Below are 18,238 nucleotides of genomic sequence, written 5' to 3' on the forward strand. Positions count from 1 at the left end.
GCAGCGATGTCCTTCTCAGACAAGTTCATTAAAAGGCCGGTTCTGACAACGGTCTGCAGCATTCTGATCGTGCTGGTGGGTGTCATCAGCATTCCTACGCTTCCGATCGCCAATCTTCCAAACATCGCCAATCCGGTGATTCAGGTCACCTCTGGATATAGCGGTGCCAATGCGGAGGTGACCGAGCAGGCAGTGACCAATCCCCTGGAGCAACAGATCAACGGCACACCAGGAGTCAGTTACATCACCTCCAACAGCGACATGGAGGGAAACAGCTCGATCAGTGTCTATTTCGATGAAACAACAGATATCGATATCGATCAGGTCAATGTGCAGAACAGGGTGAACCTGGCGATGCCCCAGCTTCCCGGACAAGTGTCTGACACAGGGGTATCAGTCAAGCAGAGCACACCTTCAATCCTGTTGGCCTACCAGGTGGGCTCAAGCGAAGGTCAGTTCGACATTAGTTATCTCAATGGCCTGATCTACGAGCAGCTTTATTACCCACTTTCGAGGGTCGAAGGTGTCGCCACAGTGACCGTCTATGGCGGAGCCACTCCAGCCTTCTGGCTGTTTGTCGATCCAGACAAATTGGCCGCCAATGGGCTGACTTCCGAAGATGTGATTTCTGCTGTTAAAGCACAAAACAGCGTGGCGATCGGCGGCCTCATCGGAGGACCGCCAGCCTCAGGCGATCAAACATTCACTTATCCAATCCTGGTTGAGGACAACGGCAATCTGATCACGCTCGAACAGTTCGAGAATCTGATCATCAGCAGAACAGAGACAGGAAACCTTCTCAAGCTCCGTGATGTCGGAGAAGTGCGCTATGGGACCAACACTTACACCGTTCAGTCCACCGACAAACGGAGTCAACCATCTTTGACTGTCGCTGTTTTTCAGACGCCAACGAGCAATGCACTGGACGTCTCCAAGGCGGTCGTTGCACAGATGAATCAATTCGCCGCGACTGCTCCCCCGGGCGTGCAGGTCGATCAGATCTATGACGTCGGCCAGTTCATTGAATCCTCCGTTGAAGGTGTGATCGATGCGCTCGGCCTGGCCATCATCCTGGTGCTGGTGATCCTGTTCCTGTTCCTTCAGAACTGGAGGGCCACCATCGTTCCCAGCCTCGCCATCCCGATCTCGCTGGTGGGCGCTTTTGGCTTTCTGAAGGCCTTCGGCTTTTCGATCAATCAATTGACGCTGCTGGGCCTGGTACTGGCCACAGGCCTGGTTGTGGACGACGCCATCGTTGTGATCGAGGCGGTCTCCACCAACATCGAGAAGGGAATGCGGCCCAGACAGGCAGCGCTTGAGTGCATGGGAGAGCTGTTTGGTGCTCTGGTGGCAACAGCCCTGGTGCTGATGGCCGTGTTCGTGCCTGTGGCCTTCTACCCAGGCAGCATCGGCATTATTTACAAGCAATTCGCATTAACGATCGCTTTTTCCATCGCCATCTCTGCGTTCAACGCCCTCACCTTTTCACCAATGCTTTCAGGGCTAATCCTGCCCAAGGAGCAGCCGAGACAACCCAAGGGCTGGGGCTGGATCGTTGCCGGAGTGATCGTGGGACTCGCCTTCGGAAAATTCAGCGCCAACTCCTTCGGGAGCTGGACCTACGTCGCCGGTGTGTTGGTGGGTGGCTTCGCCGGTGCCAATCTGACCAAGATTTTCGAAAGCTTCAATGCAGGCTTTGATCGGCTTCAGAAGGCCTACACCTCTCTGCTTCAACGGCTGATCAAAGCAAGAAAGCTGGTGATGACAGGACTGGTGGCCGGCATGGTGCTCACCCTGCTGGCCTTCACAGCCATCCCAGCGGCGTTCATTCCTGAGGAAGACCAGGGCTACGGGATGGGTATTTTCCAGCTGCAGAACGGTGCCTCCCTGGTCGAGACCCAAAAGGTGGGGATTCAGATTGCTGAAATTCTCAGCAAAGAAGATGACATCGAAAACGCTTCCGTGATCAACGGCGCTGGCTTCAATGGCTCAAGCCCTGACCAAGGTCTGTTTTTCTATGGGTTCAAACCGCTCTCGGAACGCAGAAGTGCCCAAGACAGTGCAGACGCAATTATTAAACGGCTGAATGCACAGCTGATTGAACTCAGCAGTGGGCTTGCCATTGCCATCGGTCCACCGGCAGTTCCGGGATTTTCTCCTTCAGGTGGGTTCTATTTCCAGTTCAACGATCTCAGCAACGGCAGCTACGGCTTCAACGAGTTTTCGGAGATGGCCGGAAAGCTGATCAAGACCGCCAATGCCAGCGGTGATTTCTCCAGTGTCTACACCCAGTTCAATCCCAGCTCTCCAGCCGTCGGTCTGTCGATTGATCGCGATGTGATGGGTGCCCTCAACGTCGATTACCAGGAAGCAATGGACACCATCGCAATCGTGACGGGTGGCAACTACTCGGGGCTCACCTACGAAAGCGGCCAGGTTCGCAACATCTATGTGCAGGGAACTCCGGAGCAACGGGAGAACTTTGACGACATCCTTGATATCTACGTTCGCGATAGAGATGGTGAGCTGGTCCAGGTGTCCCAGTTCGCAAGCGTTGATCTCAGCAGCGCACCCCCTGTGATCAATCACTACAACCTGTACCGATCGATTTTGATCCAGGGTGCTGAAGCCGCCGGCAAGAGCAGCGGTCAGGCACTGGACGCCATGCAGCAGATCTTCAGAAAGGAGAATTTCACCAACATCGGTTCTGCTTTTACAGGTCTTGCAGCGCTGCAACTCTCCGCCGGCAACGCCAGCCTGGTGGTGTTCGGACTCGGCCTGCTGATCGTTTATCTGGTGCTGTCAGCCCAGTACGAAAGCTACGTGACACCTGTCATCATCCTGGCGACGGTTCCTTTAGCGATGCTCGGCGCGCTGGCCTTCCTGGGTCTGCGCTCGATTGATCTCAATATTTACGCTCAGGTCGGGCTTGTGACCCTGATCGGTCTGGCCGCCAAAAACGGAATTTTGATCGTTGAGGTCGCCGAGCAACGCCTACAACAAGGCAAGTCTGCTGCGGAAGCGGTCATCGAATCTGCTGAATCGCGGCTTCGTCCGATCCTGATGACAGCAATCGCGGCCCTCGCCGGTTTTCTTCCACTGGTCGTAGCCAACGGAGCCGGGGCTCACAGTCAGCAGTCGCTGGGAACTGTGATTTTCGGTGGGCTTTTGGTTGCCACAGTGCTTTCTTTAGGTGTTGTGCCACCTTTCTATGTCGTGATCAAAGGTCTAGAGGCGCGGTTGTTCAACCAAAAGCAGCAGGATGGCAGAGACGATGGATCAATCGCTGGTGCCAGCTGACTCAATCTGGACCTGGAAACAAGCCGATGGCAGCAATCTTGAGGTCGCCTGGCAATGCCATGCAGACACTCAGGAGCAAGGCCAAAACAGCCGTGTTCCCGCCGTCGTCCTGGTGCATGGCTTCGGTGCCAGCGGCAACCACTGGCGCCACAATCTGCCTGTTCTGGGGAAACGAACCCAGACGTATGCCCTCGACCTGATCGGCTTTGGCGGCAGCAGCCAGCCTCAGGCACTGCTGACAGGCGAGCATCCTGCTTCAGGCCAGGCAGATCGCAGTCAATCCCTCGTCTATAGCTTCGATCTCTGGGGCCAGCAGGTTGCCGACTTCTGCAAAGCAGTGGTGCAAGGTCCGGTGGTTCTGGTCGGCAACTCGATCGGCGGAGTCGTGGCGTTACGCGCCGCGCAGCTGCTTGAAGACCATTGCAAAGGAGTGGTGCTGATCGACTGCGCTCAACGGCTGATGGACGACAAGCAACTGGAGACCCAACCAGCCTGGATGGCCTGGATCAGGCCGCTCTTAAAGACATTGGTCAGCCAGCGCTGGCTGAGTACAGCTTTGTTCCGCAATGCCGCACGACCAAGGGTGATCAAAAGCGTTTTGAAACAGGCTTACCCCAGTGGCAACAACATTGATGATCAGCTAGTGGAACTTCTCTACAAGCCAACACAACGACCTGGAGCAGCAGAAGCATTTCGCGGCTTCATCAATTTGTTTAATGACCACCTAGCGCCGGATTTACTGGACAATCTTCAACAGCCCGTGGATCTGATTTGGGGCAAGAGAGATCCCTGGGAACCTCTGGCCGAAGCCCAGGAGTGGGAACAACGTTTTAGCTGCATTCGATCACTAAAAGTATTGGACAATGCAGGTCACTGCCCTCATGACGAGAGCCCAAACGAGGTCAATGCTCAATTACTCAACATACTCAAAATATATTAATTTGGGCATAAAAGTATCTTCTATTGTTCTCAACTAAATTAGAACTTGTAAGCTACTGAAAGAGCTCAGCAAGCGACGTAAGCCTGAACCTGATCACTGAGGCGACGCAGTCCAGCCAAGCCATCACGCTCCAGATTACGAACACGATCGCGACTGATTCCGATCACTCGGCCGATGCCCGTCAGGCTCATCGGATCTTCCCCGTCCATCCCGTAGCGCATCCGCAGCACACGCTCCTGCAATTCAGGCAGCTGACCCAGCAGATCGCGCAGATCTCCCTTCAAGCACTCGCCTTCCACCTGCTCGCTCGGCAGTTCACCATCACCGGCCAGCAGATCCAGCAGCTCGGTGTCATCACCATCGCCCACCTTCATCTCCAGGCTCACGGGCTGGCGCGCACGGCACATCAGTTCCTTCACCTCCTCTTCCGGCAGCTCCACAAAGCCCGCCAGTTCCGTCACCGACGGTGTCCGTCCCAGCTCCTGGCTCAGTTCACGCTGACCTTTCTTCAGCTTGTTCAGCATCTCCGTGATGTGGATCGGCAACCGGATCGTCCGGCTCTTCTCCGCAATCGCGCGCGTGATCCCCTGACGGATCCACCAGTACGCATAGGTGCTGAATTTGTAGCCCCGCGTCGGGTCGAACTTCTCCACACCCCGCACCAGACCGATTGTTCCCTCCTGGATCAGATCCAGCAGTTCCATATTCCGCTTGGTGTACTTCTTGGCGACACTCACCACCAGGCGCAGATTCGCGGCCACCATCCGCTCCTTGGCGCGGCGACCCGCCTGCAGCTTGCGCTTCAGTTGCGCTGCACTCAGTCCTGCTGCCTTGGCCAGCTCTGCAGGGGGCACGATCTCGCCGCCACGCTGATCACTCAGCTCTGCTTCTTGGGCCTCCAGCTCCATCAGCTCCTGCACCTGACGACCCAGCGTGATCTCCTGCTGATGGCTCAGCAGCGGCACACGGCCGATGTCACGCAGGTAGGAACGCACCAGGTCAACGTCAGCACCTGTTGAACGGACAGCAACTGTCTTACCGACAGAACCCTTGGAAGGGGCTGCTTTCGAGGGTACGGATTTGAGAGGAGTCGCTACGGGCGCAGCGGCGATAGCAAGAGCCATGACGCTTCATTGAGTTGTGTAAAGCGTACTCCTAAGAAACGTAAACGTCCTCTCAGAAATGGACGGCAGCGAGTAATTGGGTAGAAATACCTGCGCTGGCGAGCAGCTGCGGCATGTTCAACAGCAGCCACTGCGCCGTTTTCAAATAGATAAGAGTCCCCACCACATCCGTGCAGGTGGTGATGAATGGTGTGGACATCAGCGCCGGATCCCACCCCAGACGGTTGAACATCAGGGGGAACGCCGCCCCGGCCGTTGCAGCCAAAGTGGTGATTGCCAACAGACTGGTGCCCACCGACAGACCAACCAGCGGGCTTTGACCACGCCACCAGGCAAAAGGAACCACCAGCAGCATCATCAACAGGCCAAGCAGCAGCCCGGCAGTCGCTTCACGAGCGACAGCCCTGAACTGGCCAAGGGAGGTGATGCTTTGCGTGCTTAAACCACGGATGACCACAGTGGAACTTTGGGCACCCACGTTGCCGCCGGTTCCTGCCAACAGCGGAATGAAAGCAGCGAGTAGAACCACTTCTTTGAGCACCTCTTCATTGAGAGCGATCACCTCTGAGGTAACGAAACTGGCCAAAACCAACACCGACAGCCACACCACCCGGCGTCGAGCGACGGTGAACAGATTGCTCTGGAAGTAATCGTCCTCATCACCAGCTTCAACCGCACCTGCGGCGTAAAGATCGCGCGTGGCCTCCTGCTCGATCACGTCAATCACGTCATCCACGGTGACGATGCCCACCAGACGCTGCTCCCGGTCGACGACCGGCAAAGCCAGAAAGTCGTAACGCTGAATCGCCCGAGCCACCTCCTCCTGATCCGTATCGGTGTTGACGCTCACCACCTCCCTGGTCATCACATCACCGATGCGATTTTCAGGATCAGCCGTGACGAGATCGCGCAGCGACAGGATTCCGGTGAGATGACGCTCAGCATCGGTGACATAGAGGCTGTAAATCGTTTCAGTGTCCCGAGCACGACGGCGCACAATCGTGAGCGCCTGAGTGGCACTGTGGAACTCCTTCAGGTCGATGAACTCAGTGGTCATCAGACGTCCGGCCGTCTCGCTGGCGTAACCAAGCAGCTGTGCTGTGACACGACGCTCCACGGGGCTCAGCTGCGAAAGCAGACGGCGCACAACCTTCGCTGGCAGTTCATCAAACAGACGCACCCGATCATCGGGCGACATCTCCTCCACAAGCTCAAGCACCTCACCTGAGCGCAGCAGCTCCAGCAAGCCCTGCTGAATAGGAGGCTCAAGGTACTCATACACCTCAATCGCCTCATCTTTGCTCAATAAACGGAATGCAAGGGCCTGAAGCGTCCGAGGCAAACCACCAATCACCTCAGCGATATCCACTTCTTGCAAAGGAGACAACAAGGGTTTGACAGCGTCATAGTTCCCCATCTCCAACAAACCCTGGAGCTCAAGCAGCAACGCGTCCGAATCGAGCCGAGTGTTAACAGGCGCTGCGGGCTTTTCCGTCATCGATGCCGCAACAACGCACTCTCACGAGTGTAATCAGGTCACCCAAGAACTCAATTCAAATGCCGAGTAAAATGATCTGGCTCAAAACCAACCAAAAAGTATGCATATGATGCACTGAATCAATCCATGTCAGCATGAAACAATGCTGCAATTTGTTCGCACAGCCGAAAGCTAAATTCGCAAATTCTGCCAAACGTTACTTCAACATACCCTAGAGCGAATTCGCATGAAAGGTCGCTCAAGATATCGCCAACTGAGACTACCAATCACAATCGAGCCAAACAGATAGAGGAACAAGCGCAAGACGATTGGCATCGAGAATCGCAAGAGCAAGCTCACAAATGGCATATGCAACAAATACACCGAATAACTGCAACGGCTAAGCTCCCGAAAAGCTCTTTGAAACGTGATTGGGAGCAGGGAATACCTGAACCTCCAGCTTGCTGCTATTGAGGCTGAAGCCAATAAACCAACCGTCGGATAAAAGCCAAAGGCGACCCACAATCTTGATGCCTCCGGCAAAGGATTCATGACATTGCGAAACAAATCCGGAACCGTTGCGGAGACAAGGAAAGTCACACCAATCAACAGAGGTATGATCACGGCCCCAGAACGTGCAAAGCGGTGAAAATGGTCGGGAGATCGACGCAGCCACCACGCCAATAATCCACCATAAGAAAGTGCATCCAGCTGCAGAAAAAGACCCTGCTTGAGCATCTGCACAGACGCACCCTGATCGAGAGCGATCCAACGCAACACGCCAGTTAGCAATGGCAAAATCAATAGCAAAACAAAAAACAATCGCTCTAACAAGCCAGCCGCCAATTGATATCGCCGTCGACAGAACAGCAGCAGCGCTGCAAAAATTGCAAAGAATAAATAGCTCCACTCCTCAATGACCAGGCTCCACGAAACTGGCAACAATGCAGGAACACCAATGAACTGCCCCTGTACAAAAAAAGCATTCAAGATCAACGTGCGCCAACCAAGCCAAATCACAACCCCAGTGCCGCAGAGAGCGAGCAATAAAATCCAATAGGTTGGAACTGTTCGAAACCAGCGACGCAGAACAAACACCTTCACGGTTTCCTGGCGGCGACCCGTCACCACATCCAACAACTGCCCGATGATCAGAAAGCCACTGATCGCGAAAAAAATGGTCACCCCCCAGAAACCAGGTCGAAACCAGTTGGCATAGAGAAGATGCCGCCAGGATTCAGGAAGCAAAGGCCCGGCATGCGACCAAAGCACAAGAAAAACTGCACCTGCACGCAACAGATCGATCCCTTCGTAGAAAACGCCACGGGATGGTGACTGATCCAGGGGTTCAACGTTCGTTCAAGGGAGAGTACGACGTGGCTAAGGTCCTGGCGAAGCTCTGAATCGCGCATGTCAGTCAACATTTCCAAGGTTGTGGTGAAAAGCGCCACAGGCTCTGAGCAGTCTCTGAGTGCTTACGCCGGCAAGGTGCTGTTGATCGTGAACGTGGCCAGCCGCTGCGGCTTCACCAAGCAATACGCCGGCCTCCAGGCTTTGCAAGACAAATACGGCGCACAGGGCCTTTGCGTTCTGGGGTTTCCTTGTAACGACTTTGGAGCCCAGGAGCCTGGCAGCCTCGATGAAATCAAGAGCTTCTGCTCAACCACCTACGGCGCCAACTTCGAACTGTTCGACAAGGTGCATGCCACAGGCAGCACCACCGAGCCGTACACCACGCTCAACCAGACAGAACCTGCTGGAGATGTGGCCTGGAATTTTGAAAAATTCCTCGTGGGCAAAGACGGCACCGTTCTCAATCGCTACAAAAGCGGAGTGGCTCCTGAAGATGCTGAGCTCAGCAGCGCTATTGAGGCGGCTCTTAAGGCTTGATCATCAACGCATCAAACCTGCGGCCAATCCATAAACCCAGGGCTGCGCCACCAAGGCCCAGCCCAAGGGTCATGCCAATCAACCCAAGGGCTGCGAGCTGTTGGCCCGAAACAAGCAGATCCACGCTGTTGACCATCCAGCTGCTGAATGTGGTCAATGAACCACAGAATCCAATTCCGACCAGCAACTGAATCCGGGGCCGATAGGGCAAGCCCAGCAACAAACCCAAAATCAGAGAACCGAGCACGTTGACCAACACATCTCGGTCTTGAAACACCACAACGAACTGCCAGCGCAACAAGGCTCCAGGGACCGCACCCACGGCAACCAACAGCAGCTCCTGAAGCTCCGTTCCCAGAGAAGGCGACTGTTCAGGCATTGGCGAGCCCGAGACTTAAACCTGCTGCAGCAACCAGAAGACCAGCGATCACCGAGCCCGCAGTGAGCAAAGCGGCTTCGCCCCAGCGGCGTTCACGCAACGTGGCGAGAACCTCCACGGAAAACGTAGAAAAGGTGCTCAGGCTGCCAAAAAAGCCTGTACCAACCAGCAAAATCAGTGGAGATGCACCGGCGGGCTGGTCGCAACGACCGGTGCGCTCAAGGCCGAGCACCAGACCCAAGGCAAAGGCAGCCACAAGGTTCACCACAAAGGTTCCCCAGTGCTTGCGCGGAACTAACGGTTCAAAGTGGTTCACCACTCTTAGGCGCAGCCAGGCCCCTGGGATGGCACCCAACCCAACCATCAACGCCTGATAGGGACTGAACTCAGTGATGAATCCAACCTCGCTGCCGCTCGACGGAATCAGCGAGCGCAGGGCCGGAGCTGACCTTCACCTGAATCCAGTCACTGCCGTCTTCACTGCGCCAGCGTCGCAACAACTGCAACGGTGTTCCGATCTCAAGTCGCCGCAAAGCAGGAGCTGCCACAAGCGGACTGGATTGGAGCACACAGTCGCTGCCACTGAGCAGAGGACCGTTGCCCTGCTGACGACGAACCTGTGGCAAGCGACGCTCAGCCCCACCTGCCGGCAAAGCCACAGGCCCGAACAACGACACGCCGAGCAACCAGCTCCAACGCAGCATCATCGTTGCGGAGTGGTTCATTCAGATGTCGAGTGCTGACATATCGAGCTCAGCACTGTGGGTTTCAATGAATTCGCGACGTGGCGCGACTTTGTCTCCCATGAGGATTGTGAAGATGCGATCTGCTTCCAACGCATCTTCAACTTCAACGCGCTTCATTGTGCGAGTCGAGGGGTCCATCGTTGTTTCCCAGAGCTGCTGGGGCATCATTTCACCAAGACCCTTGAACCGCTGAATGTTGTAGTTGGCTTTTTCGCCAAAACCATCCAAGGTCTTTTGCAGTTGCTGTTCGTTGTAACAGTAAGAATGCTTTTTGCCGCGCTCAACCTTGTACAGAGGCGGACAGGCAATATAAATATATCCACCTTCCACTAACTCCTTCTGATACCGATAGAAGAATGTCAAAATCAAGGTACGAATATGGGCTCCATCCACATCAGCGTCGGTCATGATCACGACCCGGTGATAACGCAGATTCTTGGCATCAAAATCTTCCCCTTTGATACCCAAGCCAAGCGCAGTAATCAGGGCCTGGATTTCAGTGTTTTTATAAATCTTGGCATCATCAGTCTTCTCAATATTGAGGATTTTGCCTCTCAAAGGCAGGATTGCCTGGAAACGACGATCACGACCCTGCTTGGCGGAGCCGCCAGCAGAATCTCCCTCAACAATGTAGATCTCGGATTCAGCAGGATCGCGAGAACTGCAATCTGCCAACTTGCCTGGCAGTGTTGAACTTTCCAACACGCTCTTGCGCCGCACCAACTCGCGAGCGCGGCGAGCAGCTTCTGCAGCATTAAAGGCCTGAATAGCCTTCTCAAGGATCATATCGATCACTCCCGGATTGAATTCCAGGTACTGACTGAGAGCCTCACCAACAAGATTATCGACAATGCCACGTACTTCCGTATTACCCAGCTTGGTTTTGGTCTGGCCCTCGAATTCAGGCTCGGGCACCTTGACCGACAACACCGCAGTTAGACCCTCACGAATATTTTCTCCGGCGAGATTGCTGTCGGCCTCTTTGCGCTTGCCACGCTTACGAGCAAAGGTATTGAGTGTTCGCGTAAGAACGGTCTTCAGACCCTCGATATGGGTACCGCCATCGACAGTGCGGATGTTATTTGCAAATCCCAGAATGCTGTCGGAATAAGCATCAACGCACCACTGCAGAGCTGCTTCAATCGAAACACCATCCTTTTCGGCATTCACATAAATGATTTCAGGATGCAATGCATCTTTTTCAGCATTCATGTAGGCGACATATTCCTTGATGCCACCCTCGTAGAAATAAATTTCTTCGTGGGGGTTGCCTTCGGCATCGCGAGCAGTCTCTCGCTCATCACGGAAGACAATCCGCACTCCTCCATTGAGGTAAGCGAGTTCGCGCAAACGGGCCGAAAGTGTCGCGTAATCAAACTCGATTCCGACAGTGAAAATCTCAATATCGGGCTTAAAGCGAACACTGGTGCCAGTCAGACCGTTCTCAGAGGAAGGCTGATCTTCAGACTTCAGGCTGCCGATAGGCGCACCGCGCTCAAAGCGCTGACGATGCACCTTGGCCTGTCGACGAACAGTGACTTCCACCCATTCACTCAGGGCGTTGACAACCGACACGCCAACACCGTGAAGGCCGCCGGAAACCTTGTACCCACCGGCGCCGAACTTGCCTCCGGCGTGCAGAACGGTGAGAACTGTTTCAAGCGCACTCTTGCCAGTGCGAGGGTGAACGTCGGTGGGGATGCCGCGACCGTTGTCGGTGATGCAAGCGGACCCGTCCTCGCCCAGCACCACCTGAATCTCAGTGCAGTGGCCGGCCAGGGCTTCATCGACCGAATTGTCTACCACCTCATAAACAAGGTGATGCAATCCCCTCGGCCCGGTCGTGCCGATGTACATCCCGGGGCGCTTACGGACGGGTTCAAGACCCTCCAGCACCTGAATTTGTTCGGCGCCGTAGGCCGCCTGAACTTTCGCGGCTTCGCTCATGCGATCTAGGTCGGCCAGGCTTCCTGTCAGGCTGAATCTACCACCGGCGTGCCAGAGGCGCTTGCAGAGGCCTCTGAGGCATCATTTTTTCTGGGGTTCCACCCCCGTTCCTCGTCATGTCCGACCCCAGCCCACCAGCAGCGTCAGGATCAGCGCAAGTCACACCACTGGTGGTGGTACTGCTGGGACCCACTGCCAGCGGTAAAACGGCACTGGCTCTCGAGCTGGCAGAACTCTTTGAACTGGAAATTCTGAATATTGATTCGCGCCAGCTTTACAAAGAGATGAATGTGGGCACCGCCAAACCCACCGCCGAGCAAAGAGAAAGGGTGACCCATCACCTGCTCGACCTGCGCCGACCTGACCAACCGATCACCTTGCGCGAATTTCAAGACGAAGCCCTTGCAGCGGTGAACAACAGCCTGAAACAAAGAGGGGCTGCTTTCCTGGTGGGGGGAAGTGGTCTGTATCTCAAAGCGCTCACCGCTGGGCTGAAGCCACCTTCGGTCGCACCTCAACAGGCACTGCGTCAGCAACTTGCGCAACTGGGCCAGGAAGCCTGTCATCAACTCCTGAAAGATGCAGACCCTGCGGCAGGCCAACGAATCGCCTCGGCGGACGCAGTCCGCACCCAACGCGCCCTGGAAGTGCTTTATGCCACTGGCAGGCCGATGAGCTCTCAGTCCAGTGCCAGCCCGCCTCCCTGGCGCGTTCTCGAACTCGGCCTCAATCCAACCAACCTGCGCCAGCGGATCAGTCAACGCACTGAACAGCTGTATGACCAGGGGCTAATGGAAGAAACCCAGCAACTTCAGCAGCGCTACGGAGCTGACCTGCCACTTCTGCAAACCATTGGCTACGGCGAAGCATTGCAGGTGCTAGGAGGGCATCTCGATCGAACCAGCGCCATCGCACAAACGACCAAGCGCACGCAACAGTTCGCCAAGCGCCAACGCACCTGGTTCAGACGTCAACATCAGCCCCACTGGCTCAGTGATACCGATCCCTTGAACGATGCCAGTCAGCAGATCGAAGCCGGTCTAGGGTGAGTCGTGAAACCCAGCCGGGCCCAGATTGTTCTCCGGCCGCCTCTTCATCACTGAATGCCACCACGTCCCCGTTTTGACCGCCGTGCTCCTGTCAGGGAGCTCCCCAACATCAATGATCGCATCAACTATCCACAGCTTCGTGTGGTGGATGCAGACGGCACTCAACTTGGAGTGATTGATCGGGAAGAAGCGTTATCCGTGGCCAAAGAACGGGAATTGGATCTTGTTCTGGTGAGCGAAAAGGCTGATCCGCCGGTTTGCCGGATCATGGATTACGGCAAATACAAATTCGAACAAGAGAAAAAAGCCAAGGAAGCCAAGAAAAAATCGCATCAGACCGAAGTTAAAGAGGTCAAGATGCGATACAAAATTGATCAGCACGATTACGACGTTCGGATCGGCCAGGCCCAGCGTTTTCTCAAGGCTGGCGACAAAGTCAAATGCACCGTGATTTTCCGCGGCCGCGAGATCCAACACACTGCTCTGGCTGAGGTTCTGCTGAGACGCATGGCTAAGGATCTCGAGGAGCCTGCAGAGATTCAGCAGCCTCCCAAACGGGAGGGCCGCAACATGATCATGTTCCTCACACCGCGCAAAACCCCCCTGGCCAAGCAAGACGAAAAAGAAGAAGCTGCCAACAAAGCTGTGCGCACAATCACAGCTCCTCCGCGCGCAGCAGCAGCCAGGCAGATCAGCAAGCCTGCTGGGAACGGCTGACCGATCCAATCAACAATCAGTGCAATTCGGCATCCACCCTTTTCGCAATTGGTGGACGATCAATTACGTCACTTACAGCTCGTCGCAAATGAACTGGTTGCTCTGTGATGGATTGGCTTCAACAAAACATAGTCAGCACACTCGCTGCTTCGATGGCCTCACAGAGAGCTGAGCAACGCAAAAAATCCAGAGAGAACGTTCTCATGGCGAGCTAAAGACCTAACGCAATCAACACCAGCCAGCGACACAAACACACCTTGTCGTCCAAATCTTCAGGCCTGGATCTCAGCAGGCTGCAACTGAAACCGGAGCACTCGCAGCAATCGGCACAAGGTCACAGACCAAACAAGGAATTGTCACCGAGCCGTTCACTCCTTAAGGTGGCCGCATCTTGATCTGGCCCACCGGCGTGCGATTCCACATCCAACAGGAAAGCGACATCCCGGCGTCGACCCAGCTTTACAACCAGATTTGCTTCGCAATCGCTGCTCGGCACTACCCACCGGGTCACCGTCTACCCAGCACGCGTCAACTGGCGATGCAGACAGGCCTGCACCGCAACACCATCAGCAAGGTGTATCGCCAGCTTGAGACCGACGGCGTGGTCGAAGCCATGGCCGGTTCTGGCATTTACGTGCGGGACCAGCAGAAGCCAAGGGAAATGCGCACCCCGACCAATCCCCGCAATCGCGGCGTCACGGATGTGGACCGCGAGGTTCGCAAGTGCGTCGATGGTCTGCTGAATGCGGGCTGCACCCTGCAGCAGACCCGAGATCTGCTGACCCGGGAGATTGACTGGCGTCTGCGCTGCGGTGCCAGGGTCCTGGTGAGCACGCCGAGGGAAGACATCGGAGCTTCGATGCTGATCGCCGAGGAACTGGAACCCTGCCTCGATGTCCCGGTGGAAGTGGTGCCGATGGAAGAGCTGGAAAGCATTCTGGAAAGCGCCAGCAACGGCACCGTTGTGACCAGTCGTTATTTCCTGCAACCGGTGGAAGAGCTGGCGAAGCGCCATGGCGTCCGCGCTGTGGCCGTGGATCTCAACGACTTCAGAGAGGAGCTCGCCATGCTCAAGGAGCTGCGTCAGGGTAGTTGTGTGGGCCTTGTGAGCATCAGCCCAGGCATCCTGCGCGCTGCGGAAGTGATCCTTCACAGCATGCGCGGCAACGAACTGCTGCTGATGACAGCCACGCCCGATATCGGAAGTCGTCTTCTGGCCCTGCTCAGGGCCTCAAGCCATGTTCTCTGCGATCGCCCCAGCCTGCCTCTTGTGGAGCAGAGCCTGCGCCAAAACCGATCCCAGTTGATGCGCATGCCCCAGGTGCATTGCTCCCAGAGCTACCTCAGTGGAGACACAATCGAATTGCTGCGCAAGGAGATTGGCCTGCAAAGCGACTGAAGACTGCCAACTGTCAAAATGACGCCTTCAAGCGCTGAGGGCGCGGCTCTAAGGCATGTTCAATCACATCCGAGCCGACCTGGCGATCATCCGCGAACGTGACCCAGCAGCCCGCGGACCGCTGGAGATCCTGCTCTGCTATCCAGGATTTCAGGCCCTCACCCTGCACCGTCTCAGCCACCGCATGTGGCTCTCACGGCTGCCGCTCAAACTTCCGTCCAGATTGCTGAGTCAGCTGGGCCGTGGACTCACAGGCATTGAGATCCACCCTGGAGCACGCATCGGCAGAGGCGTCTTCATCGACCATGGCATGGGTGTGGTGATCGGTGAAACGGCGGAAATAGGTGACAACTGCTTGCTGTATCAAGGCGTCACGCTCGGCGGCACCGGCAAAAAAAGCGGCAAACGCCATCCAACCCTGGCCGACAACGTGGTGGTGGGTGCTGGCGCCAAAGTGCTGGGTGCTCTGAAAATCGGAACCAACACCCGAATCGGCGCCGGCTCCGTCGTGGTGCGTGATGTCAGTGCCGACTGCACCGTCGTCGGCATCCCTGGTCGTGTGATCCATCAGAGCGGTGTGCGGATCAATCCCTTGGCCCACTCAGCTCTGCCTGATGCTGAAGCCAACGTGATCCGCAATCTGATGGAACGGATTGATCAACTGGAAAACCAGGTGGGCACCTTGCAGACTTGTCTGCGAGCCATCGCTGCTGGGCAACCGATCAGCGAAGTCTGCGCCGGGGCTTCACAGAACTTGAAAGACAGGGAAATTCTTGAGTTTCTCGGAGAGTGATCTGAGCGGTAAGGTGCCGCAACGTCTCAAGATCCTGCTGCGATCGTCATGAAGGCCATCCTGGGGATCTCCGCTTATTTCCACGACAGCGCAGCGGCTCTGCTGATCGATGGACAGGTGATCTGTGCAGCTCAGGAAGAACGCTTCAGTCGACGCAAACACGACGCACGCTTTCCAGACCAGGCGATTCGCTACTGCCTGGATCAGGCCGGACTCAGCATCAGCCAGCTAGAGGCAGTGACGTATTACGAGAAACCGCTGCTGACGTTTGAGCGGCTGCTTGAGACCTATATCGGAGCCTCTCCCCGGGGAGGGCGCTCTTTCGTGGCAGCCATGCAGACATGGCTTCATGAAAAGCTCTTCCTGAAGCAGATCATGAAAAAAAACCTGCAAGCCATTGCAGGGGAGGACGCAACGATTCCTCCACTTCTTTTCTCCGAACACCATCTTTCGCACGCCGCGGCCGCATTTTTCCCCAGCCCATTTGAATCGTCAGCTGTTCTGTGCATGGACGGAGTGGGCGAGTGGGCGACCACTTCTGCCTGGTTGGGAGAAGACGACCAATTGAATCCCCTCTGGGAAATTTCCTTCCCACACTCTCTGGGCCTGCTCTATTCGGCATTCACCTCCTACTGCGGCTTCAAGGTGAATTCAGGGGAATACAAATTGATGGGTTTAGCCCCTTATGGAACTCCGAAATATGTCGATGTCATTTACGACAACCTGATTGATGTCAAAGACGACGGAACCTTCAGGCTGAATCTCGATTTTTTCAAATTTCACCGTGGATTCCGCATGACAAGCAGCCGGTTCCATGCGTTGTTTGGTCAACCACCGCGCAAAGCGGAAAGTGAGTTGACGCCATTTCACATGGACATGGCCGCTTCGATTCAGGTGGTCACTGAAGAAATAGTGCTGGCTCTGGCAACCAGCCTTCACAAGGAAACCGGGGCCAGGAATCTGTGCCTTGCAGGTGGAGTGGCACTGAATTGCGTCGCCAACGGCCGCTTGCTGCGTGAAGGACCCTTTGACAACATCTGGATACAACCCGCCAGTGGTGATGCGGGATCGGCCCTTGGCGCCGCGCTTGTGGCCTGGCATCAGCATTGCCATCAGCCACGCCATTGCACAGGAGGTGACGCGATGCAGGGCGCCTACCTGGGTCCTTGCTTCAGCAATGACGAGATCTGCAGCTATCTGAACAGTCAGAAGGCTCCGTTCAACTCCTACGAGGACGGCCCACTGTTCGAAACCGTCGCTGGCCTGCTCGAACAGGGCAAGGTTGTGGGTTGGCTGAACGGACGTATGGAATTCGGTCCACGATCGCTTGGTGCCCGTTCGATTCTTGGAGATCCACGCAGTCAGGCAATGCAAAGCGTGATGAATCTGAAAATCAAATACCGCGAAAGCTTTCGCCCTTTTGCCCCATCGGTTCTGGCCGATCACGTAAATGATCAATTCGAACTGGATCAGGCCAGTCCCTACATGCTGATTGTTGCTCCGGTGAACAACAAACTCTGTATTCCGATGACTGAACAACAAAATCAATTGTTCGGCATCGACAAGCTGAATGTGCCGCGCTCTTCATTACCGGCAGTAACGCATGTTGACTATTCCGCCCGTGTGCAAACCGTTCATGCCGAAACCAATCCACGCTTCCACGGGTTACTTTCCGCCTTTCATCGCCGCACGGGATGTCCCACGCTCGTGAACACCAGTTTCAACGTCCGCGGGGAGCCGATCGTCTGCACACCCGAAGATGCCTATCGCTGCTTCATGCGCACAGAAATGGATGTGCTGGTGCTCGAGAATCAGCTGCTGCTGAAACAAGACCAACCCGAACAAACGGGTGATCACAGCTGGATGACGGAGTTCGAACTCGATTGATGGCATCGACATCAACCCCGAACCGAAAGCAACTGCGCCAATTCGGATTACTGCTGGGATTCCTGATTCCTCTGTTCTTCTGCGTGCTGCTGCCTGCATTACACAGCCATTCAGCACCACTGTGGCCAGTGGGCATCGGCGTGATCCTGATCTTGCTGGGTGTGCTTGCACCGCAACGACTCAACCTTGCCTATCGAGGCTGGATGGCTCTTGGACACATTCTTGGCTTTATCAACAGTCACCTGATCCTTGGAGTTGTGTTCGTGCTCGTGCTGCAACCGATTGCTCTGATCATGCGATGCCTCGGCCACGACCCGCTGCGCAAGCGTTGGGATGCATCCAGCGACAGTTATCGCGAAGAGATCCAGGGAAGGCGGACTAATCTCAGGCAACCCTTCTGAGCAGGACTCCACAGGCCATGGCCGCATTGCTCGATCTGCTCGGAGATCTGTGGGCCTTCATGGCAGCGCGCAGAAAGTACTGGCTTGTGCCTCTGATTGTCACGCTCGTGCTGATGGGTGCCCTGCTGGTGTTCACCCAGGGCACAGTTGTGGCTCCCTTCATTTACAGCCTGTTCTGACGCGACTCAG

The 18,238-nt window shown here is 55.6% G+C and carries 17 protein-coding genes; 10 read left to right on the forward strand and 7 right to left on the reverse strand.

From position 1 onward, the window contains the following. The first annotated feature begins 6 nt into the window (after positions 1-6). Both AC6EI9_RS09735 and AC6EI9_RS09740 read left to right on the forward strand, forming a co-directional pair. Positions 7-3,300, forward strand: a complete 3,294-nt coding sequence (locus AC6EI9_RS09735) for an efflux RND transporter permease subunit (protein WP_498467585.1) — start codon at positions 7-9, stop codon at positions 3,298-3,300. Next, positions 3,263-4,240, forward strand: a complete 978-nt coding sequence (locus tag AC6EI9_RS09740; protein ID WP_498467586.1) for an alpha/beta fold hydrolase — start codon at positions 3,263-3,265, stop codon at positions 4,238-4,240. Before AC6EI9_RS09735 ends, AC6EI9_RS09740 begins: the two co-directional genes overlap by 38 nt. A gap of 65 nt (positions 4,241-4,305) precedes the next feature. On the opposite strand, the gene AC6EI9_RS09745 is transcribed toward AC6EI9_RS09740, so the two are convergent. From AC6EI9_RS09745 to AC6EI9_RS09755, 3 genes are all read right to left on the reverse strand, one after another. Next, positions 4,306-5,364 carry an RpoD/SigA family RNA polymerase sigma factor gene (locus AC6EI9_RS09745; protein WP_498467587.1) on the reverse strand — a complete coding sequence of 353 codons (1,059 nt, stop codon included), beginning with the start codon at positions 5,362-5,364 and terminating at the stop codon, positions 4,306-4,308. A gap of 52 nt (positions 5,365-5,416) precedes the next feature. Continuing rightward, complete coding sequence (gene mgtE, locus AC6EI9_RS09750) at positions 5,417-6,781, reverse strand: magnesium transporter (RefSeq protein ID WP_498470007.1); 1,365 nt, start codon at positions 6,779-6,781, stop codon at positions 5,417-5,419. Positions 6,782-7,063: 282 nt separating this feature from the next. After that, positions 7,064-8,137, reverse strand: coding sequence for an acyltransferase family protein (locus AC6EI9_RS09755; RefSeq protein WP_498467588.1), 1,074 nt, complete (start codon positions 8,135-8,137; stop codon positions 7,064-7,066). Positions 8,138-8,251: 114 nt separating this feature from the next. Here AC6EI9_RS09755 and AC6EI9_RS09760 point away from each other — a divergent pair, with 114 nt between their 5' ends. Then, positions 8,252-8,731, forward strand: coding sequence for a glutathione peroxidase (locus AC6EI9_RS09760; RefSeq protein WP_498467589.1), 480 nt, complete (start codon positions 8,252-8,254; stop codon positions 8,729-8,731). Here AC6EI9_RS09760 and AC6EI9_RS09765 read toward each other — a convergent pair. Genes AC6EI9_RS09765 through gyrB form a run of 4 tightly spaced genes read right to left on the reverse strand, consistent with a single transcriptional unit; the run spans position 8,721 to position 11,803 of the window. After that, entirely contained in the window at positions 8,721-9,110 is a 390-nt protein-coding gene (locus AC6EI9_RS09765) for a fluoride efflux transporter FluC (RefSeq protein WP_498467590.1), read from the reverse strand. The genes AC6EI9_RS09760 and AC6EI9_RS09765 overlap by 11 nt on opposite strands. Next, positions 9,103-9,474, reverse strand: a complete 372-nt coding sequence (locus AC6EI9_RS09770; RefSeq protein WP_498467591.1) for a fluoride efflux transporter FluC — start codon at positions 9,472-9,474, stop codon at positions 9,103-9,105. The genes AC6EI9_RS09765 and AC6EI9_RS09770 overlap by 8 nt, the downstream gene beginning before the upstream one ends. Before the next feature lie 22 nt (positions 9,475-9,496). Further along, positions 9,497-9,835: an SH3 domain-containing protein gene (locus AC6EI9_RS09775; RefSeq protein ID WP_498467592.1), complete on the reverse strand. Its 339-nt coding sequence runs from the start codon at positions 9,833-9,835 to the stop codon at positions 9,497-9,499. Beyond that, positions 9,836-11,803 (reverse strand): DNA topoisomerase (ATP-hydrolyzing) subunit B, encoded by a 1,968-nt coding sequence (gene gyrB / locus AC6EI9_RS09780; RefSeq protein ID WP_498467593.1) that lies wholly within the window; start codon positions 11,801-11,803, stop codon positions 9,836-9,838. A gap of 116 nt (positions 11,804-11,919) precedes the next feature. Between gyrB and miaA the strand changes: the two genes are divergently transcribed. The 7 genes from miaA to AC6EI9_RS09815 all read left to right on the forward strand — a co-directional run bounded on the left by miaA (position 11,920) and on the right by AC6EI9_RS09815 (position 18,228). Then, positions 11,920-12,852 (forward strand): tRNA (adenosine(37)-N6)-dimethylallyltransferase MiaA, encoded by a 933-nt coding sequence (gene miaA / locus AC6EI9_RS09785; protein WP_498467594.1) that lies wholly within the window; start codon positions 11,920-11,922, stop codon positions 12,850-12,852. A 54-nt stretch (positions 12,853-12,906) separates the two neighbouring features. Continuing rightward, the gene (infC, locus tag AC6EI9_RS09790; protein WP_067093377.1) at positions 12,907-13,569 is read left to right on the forward strand and encodes a translation initiation factor IF-3; all 663 of its coding nucleotides are present in this window, start codon (positions 12,907-12,909) and stop codon (positions 13,567-13,569) included. Between the two features lie 409 nt (positions 13,570-13,978). Continuing rightward, a complete protein-coding gene (locus AC6EI9_RS09795; RefSeq protein WP_498467595.1) occupies positions 13,979-14,968 on the forward strand; it encodes a GntR family transcriptional regulator in 990 nt (329 codons plus the stop codon). A gap of 55 nt (positions 14,969-15,023) precedes the next feature. Continuing rightward, a complete protein-coding gene (gene cysE, locus AC6EI9_RS09800; RefSeq protein WP_498467596.1) occupies positions 15,024-15,761 on the forward strand; it encodes a serine O-acetyltransferase in 738 nt (245 codons plus the stop codon). Positions 15,762-15,809: 48 nt separating this feature from the next. Next, on the forward strand, positions 15,810-17,648 hold the full coding sequence (locus AC6EI9_RS09805) for a carbamoyltransferase family protein (protein WP_498467597.1): 1,839 nt from the start codon (positions 15,810-15,812) through the stop codon (positions 17,646-17,648). Then, the gene (locus AC6EI9_RS09810; protein WP_498467598.1) at positions 17,648-18,049 is read left to right on the forward strand and encodes an SxtJ family membrane protein; all 402 of its coding nucleotides are present in this window, start codon (positions 17,648-17,650) and stop codon (positions 18,047-18,049) included. Before AC6EI9_RS09805 ends, AC6EI9_RS09810 begins: the two co-directional genes overlap by 1 nt. 17 nt (positions 18,050-18,066) lie before the next feature. Continuing rightward, a complete protein-coding gene (locus AC6EI9_RS09815; protein WP_498467599.1) occupies positions 18,067-18,228 on the forward strand; it encodes a DUF5989 family protein in 162 nt (53 codons plus the stop codon). The last annotated feature ends 10 nt before the right edge of the window (positions 18,229-18,238 follow it).

The sequence above is a fragment of the Synechococcus sp. MIT2312 genome (genome assembly GCF_059772315.1).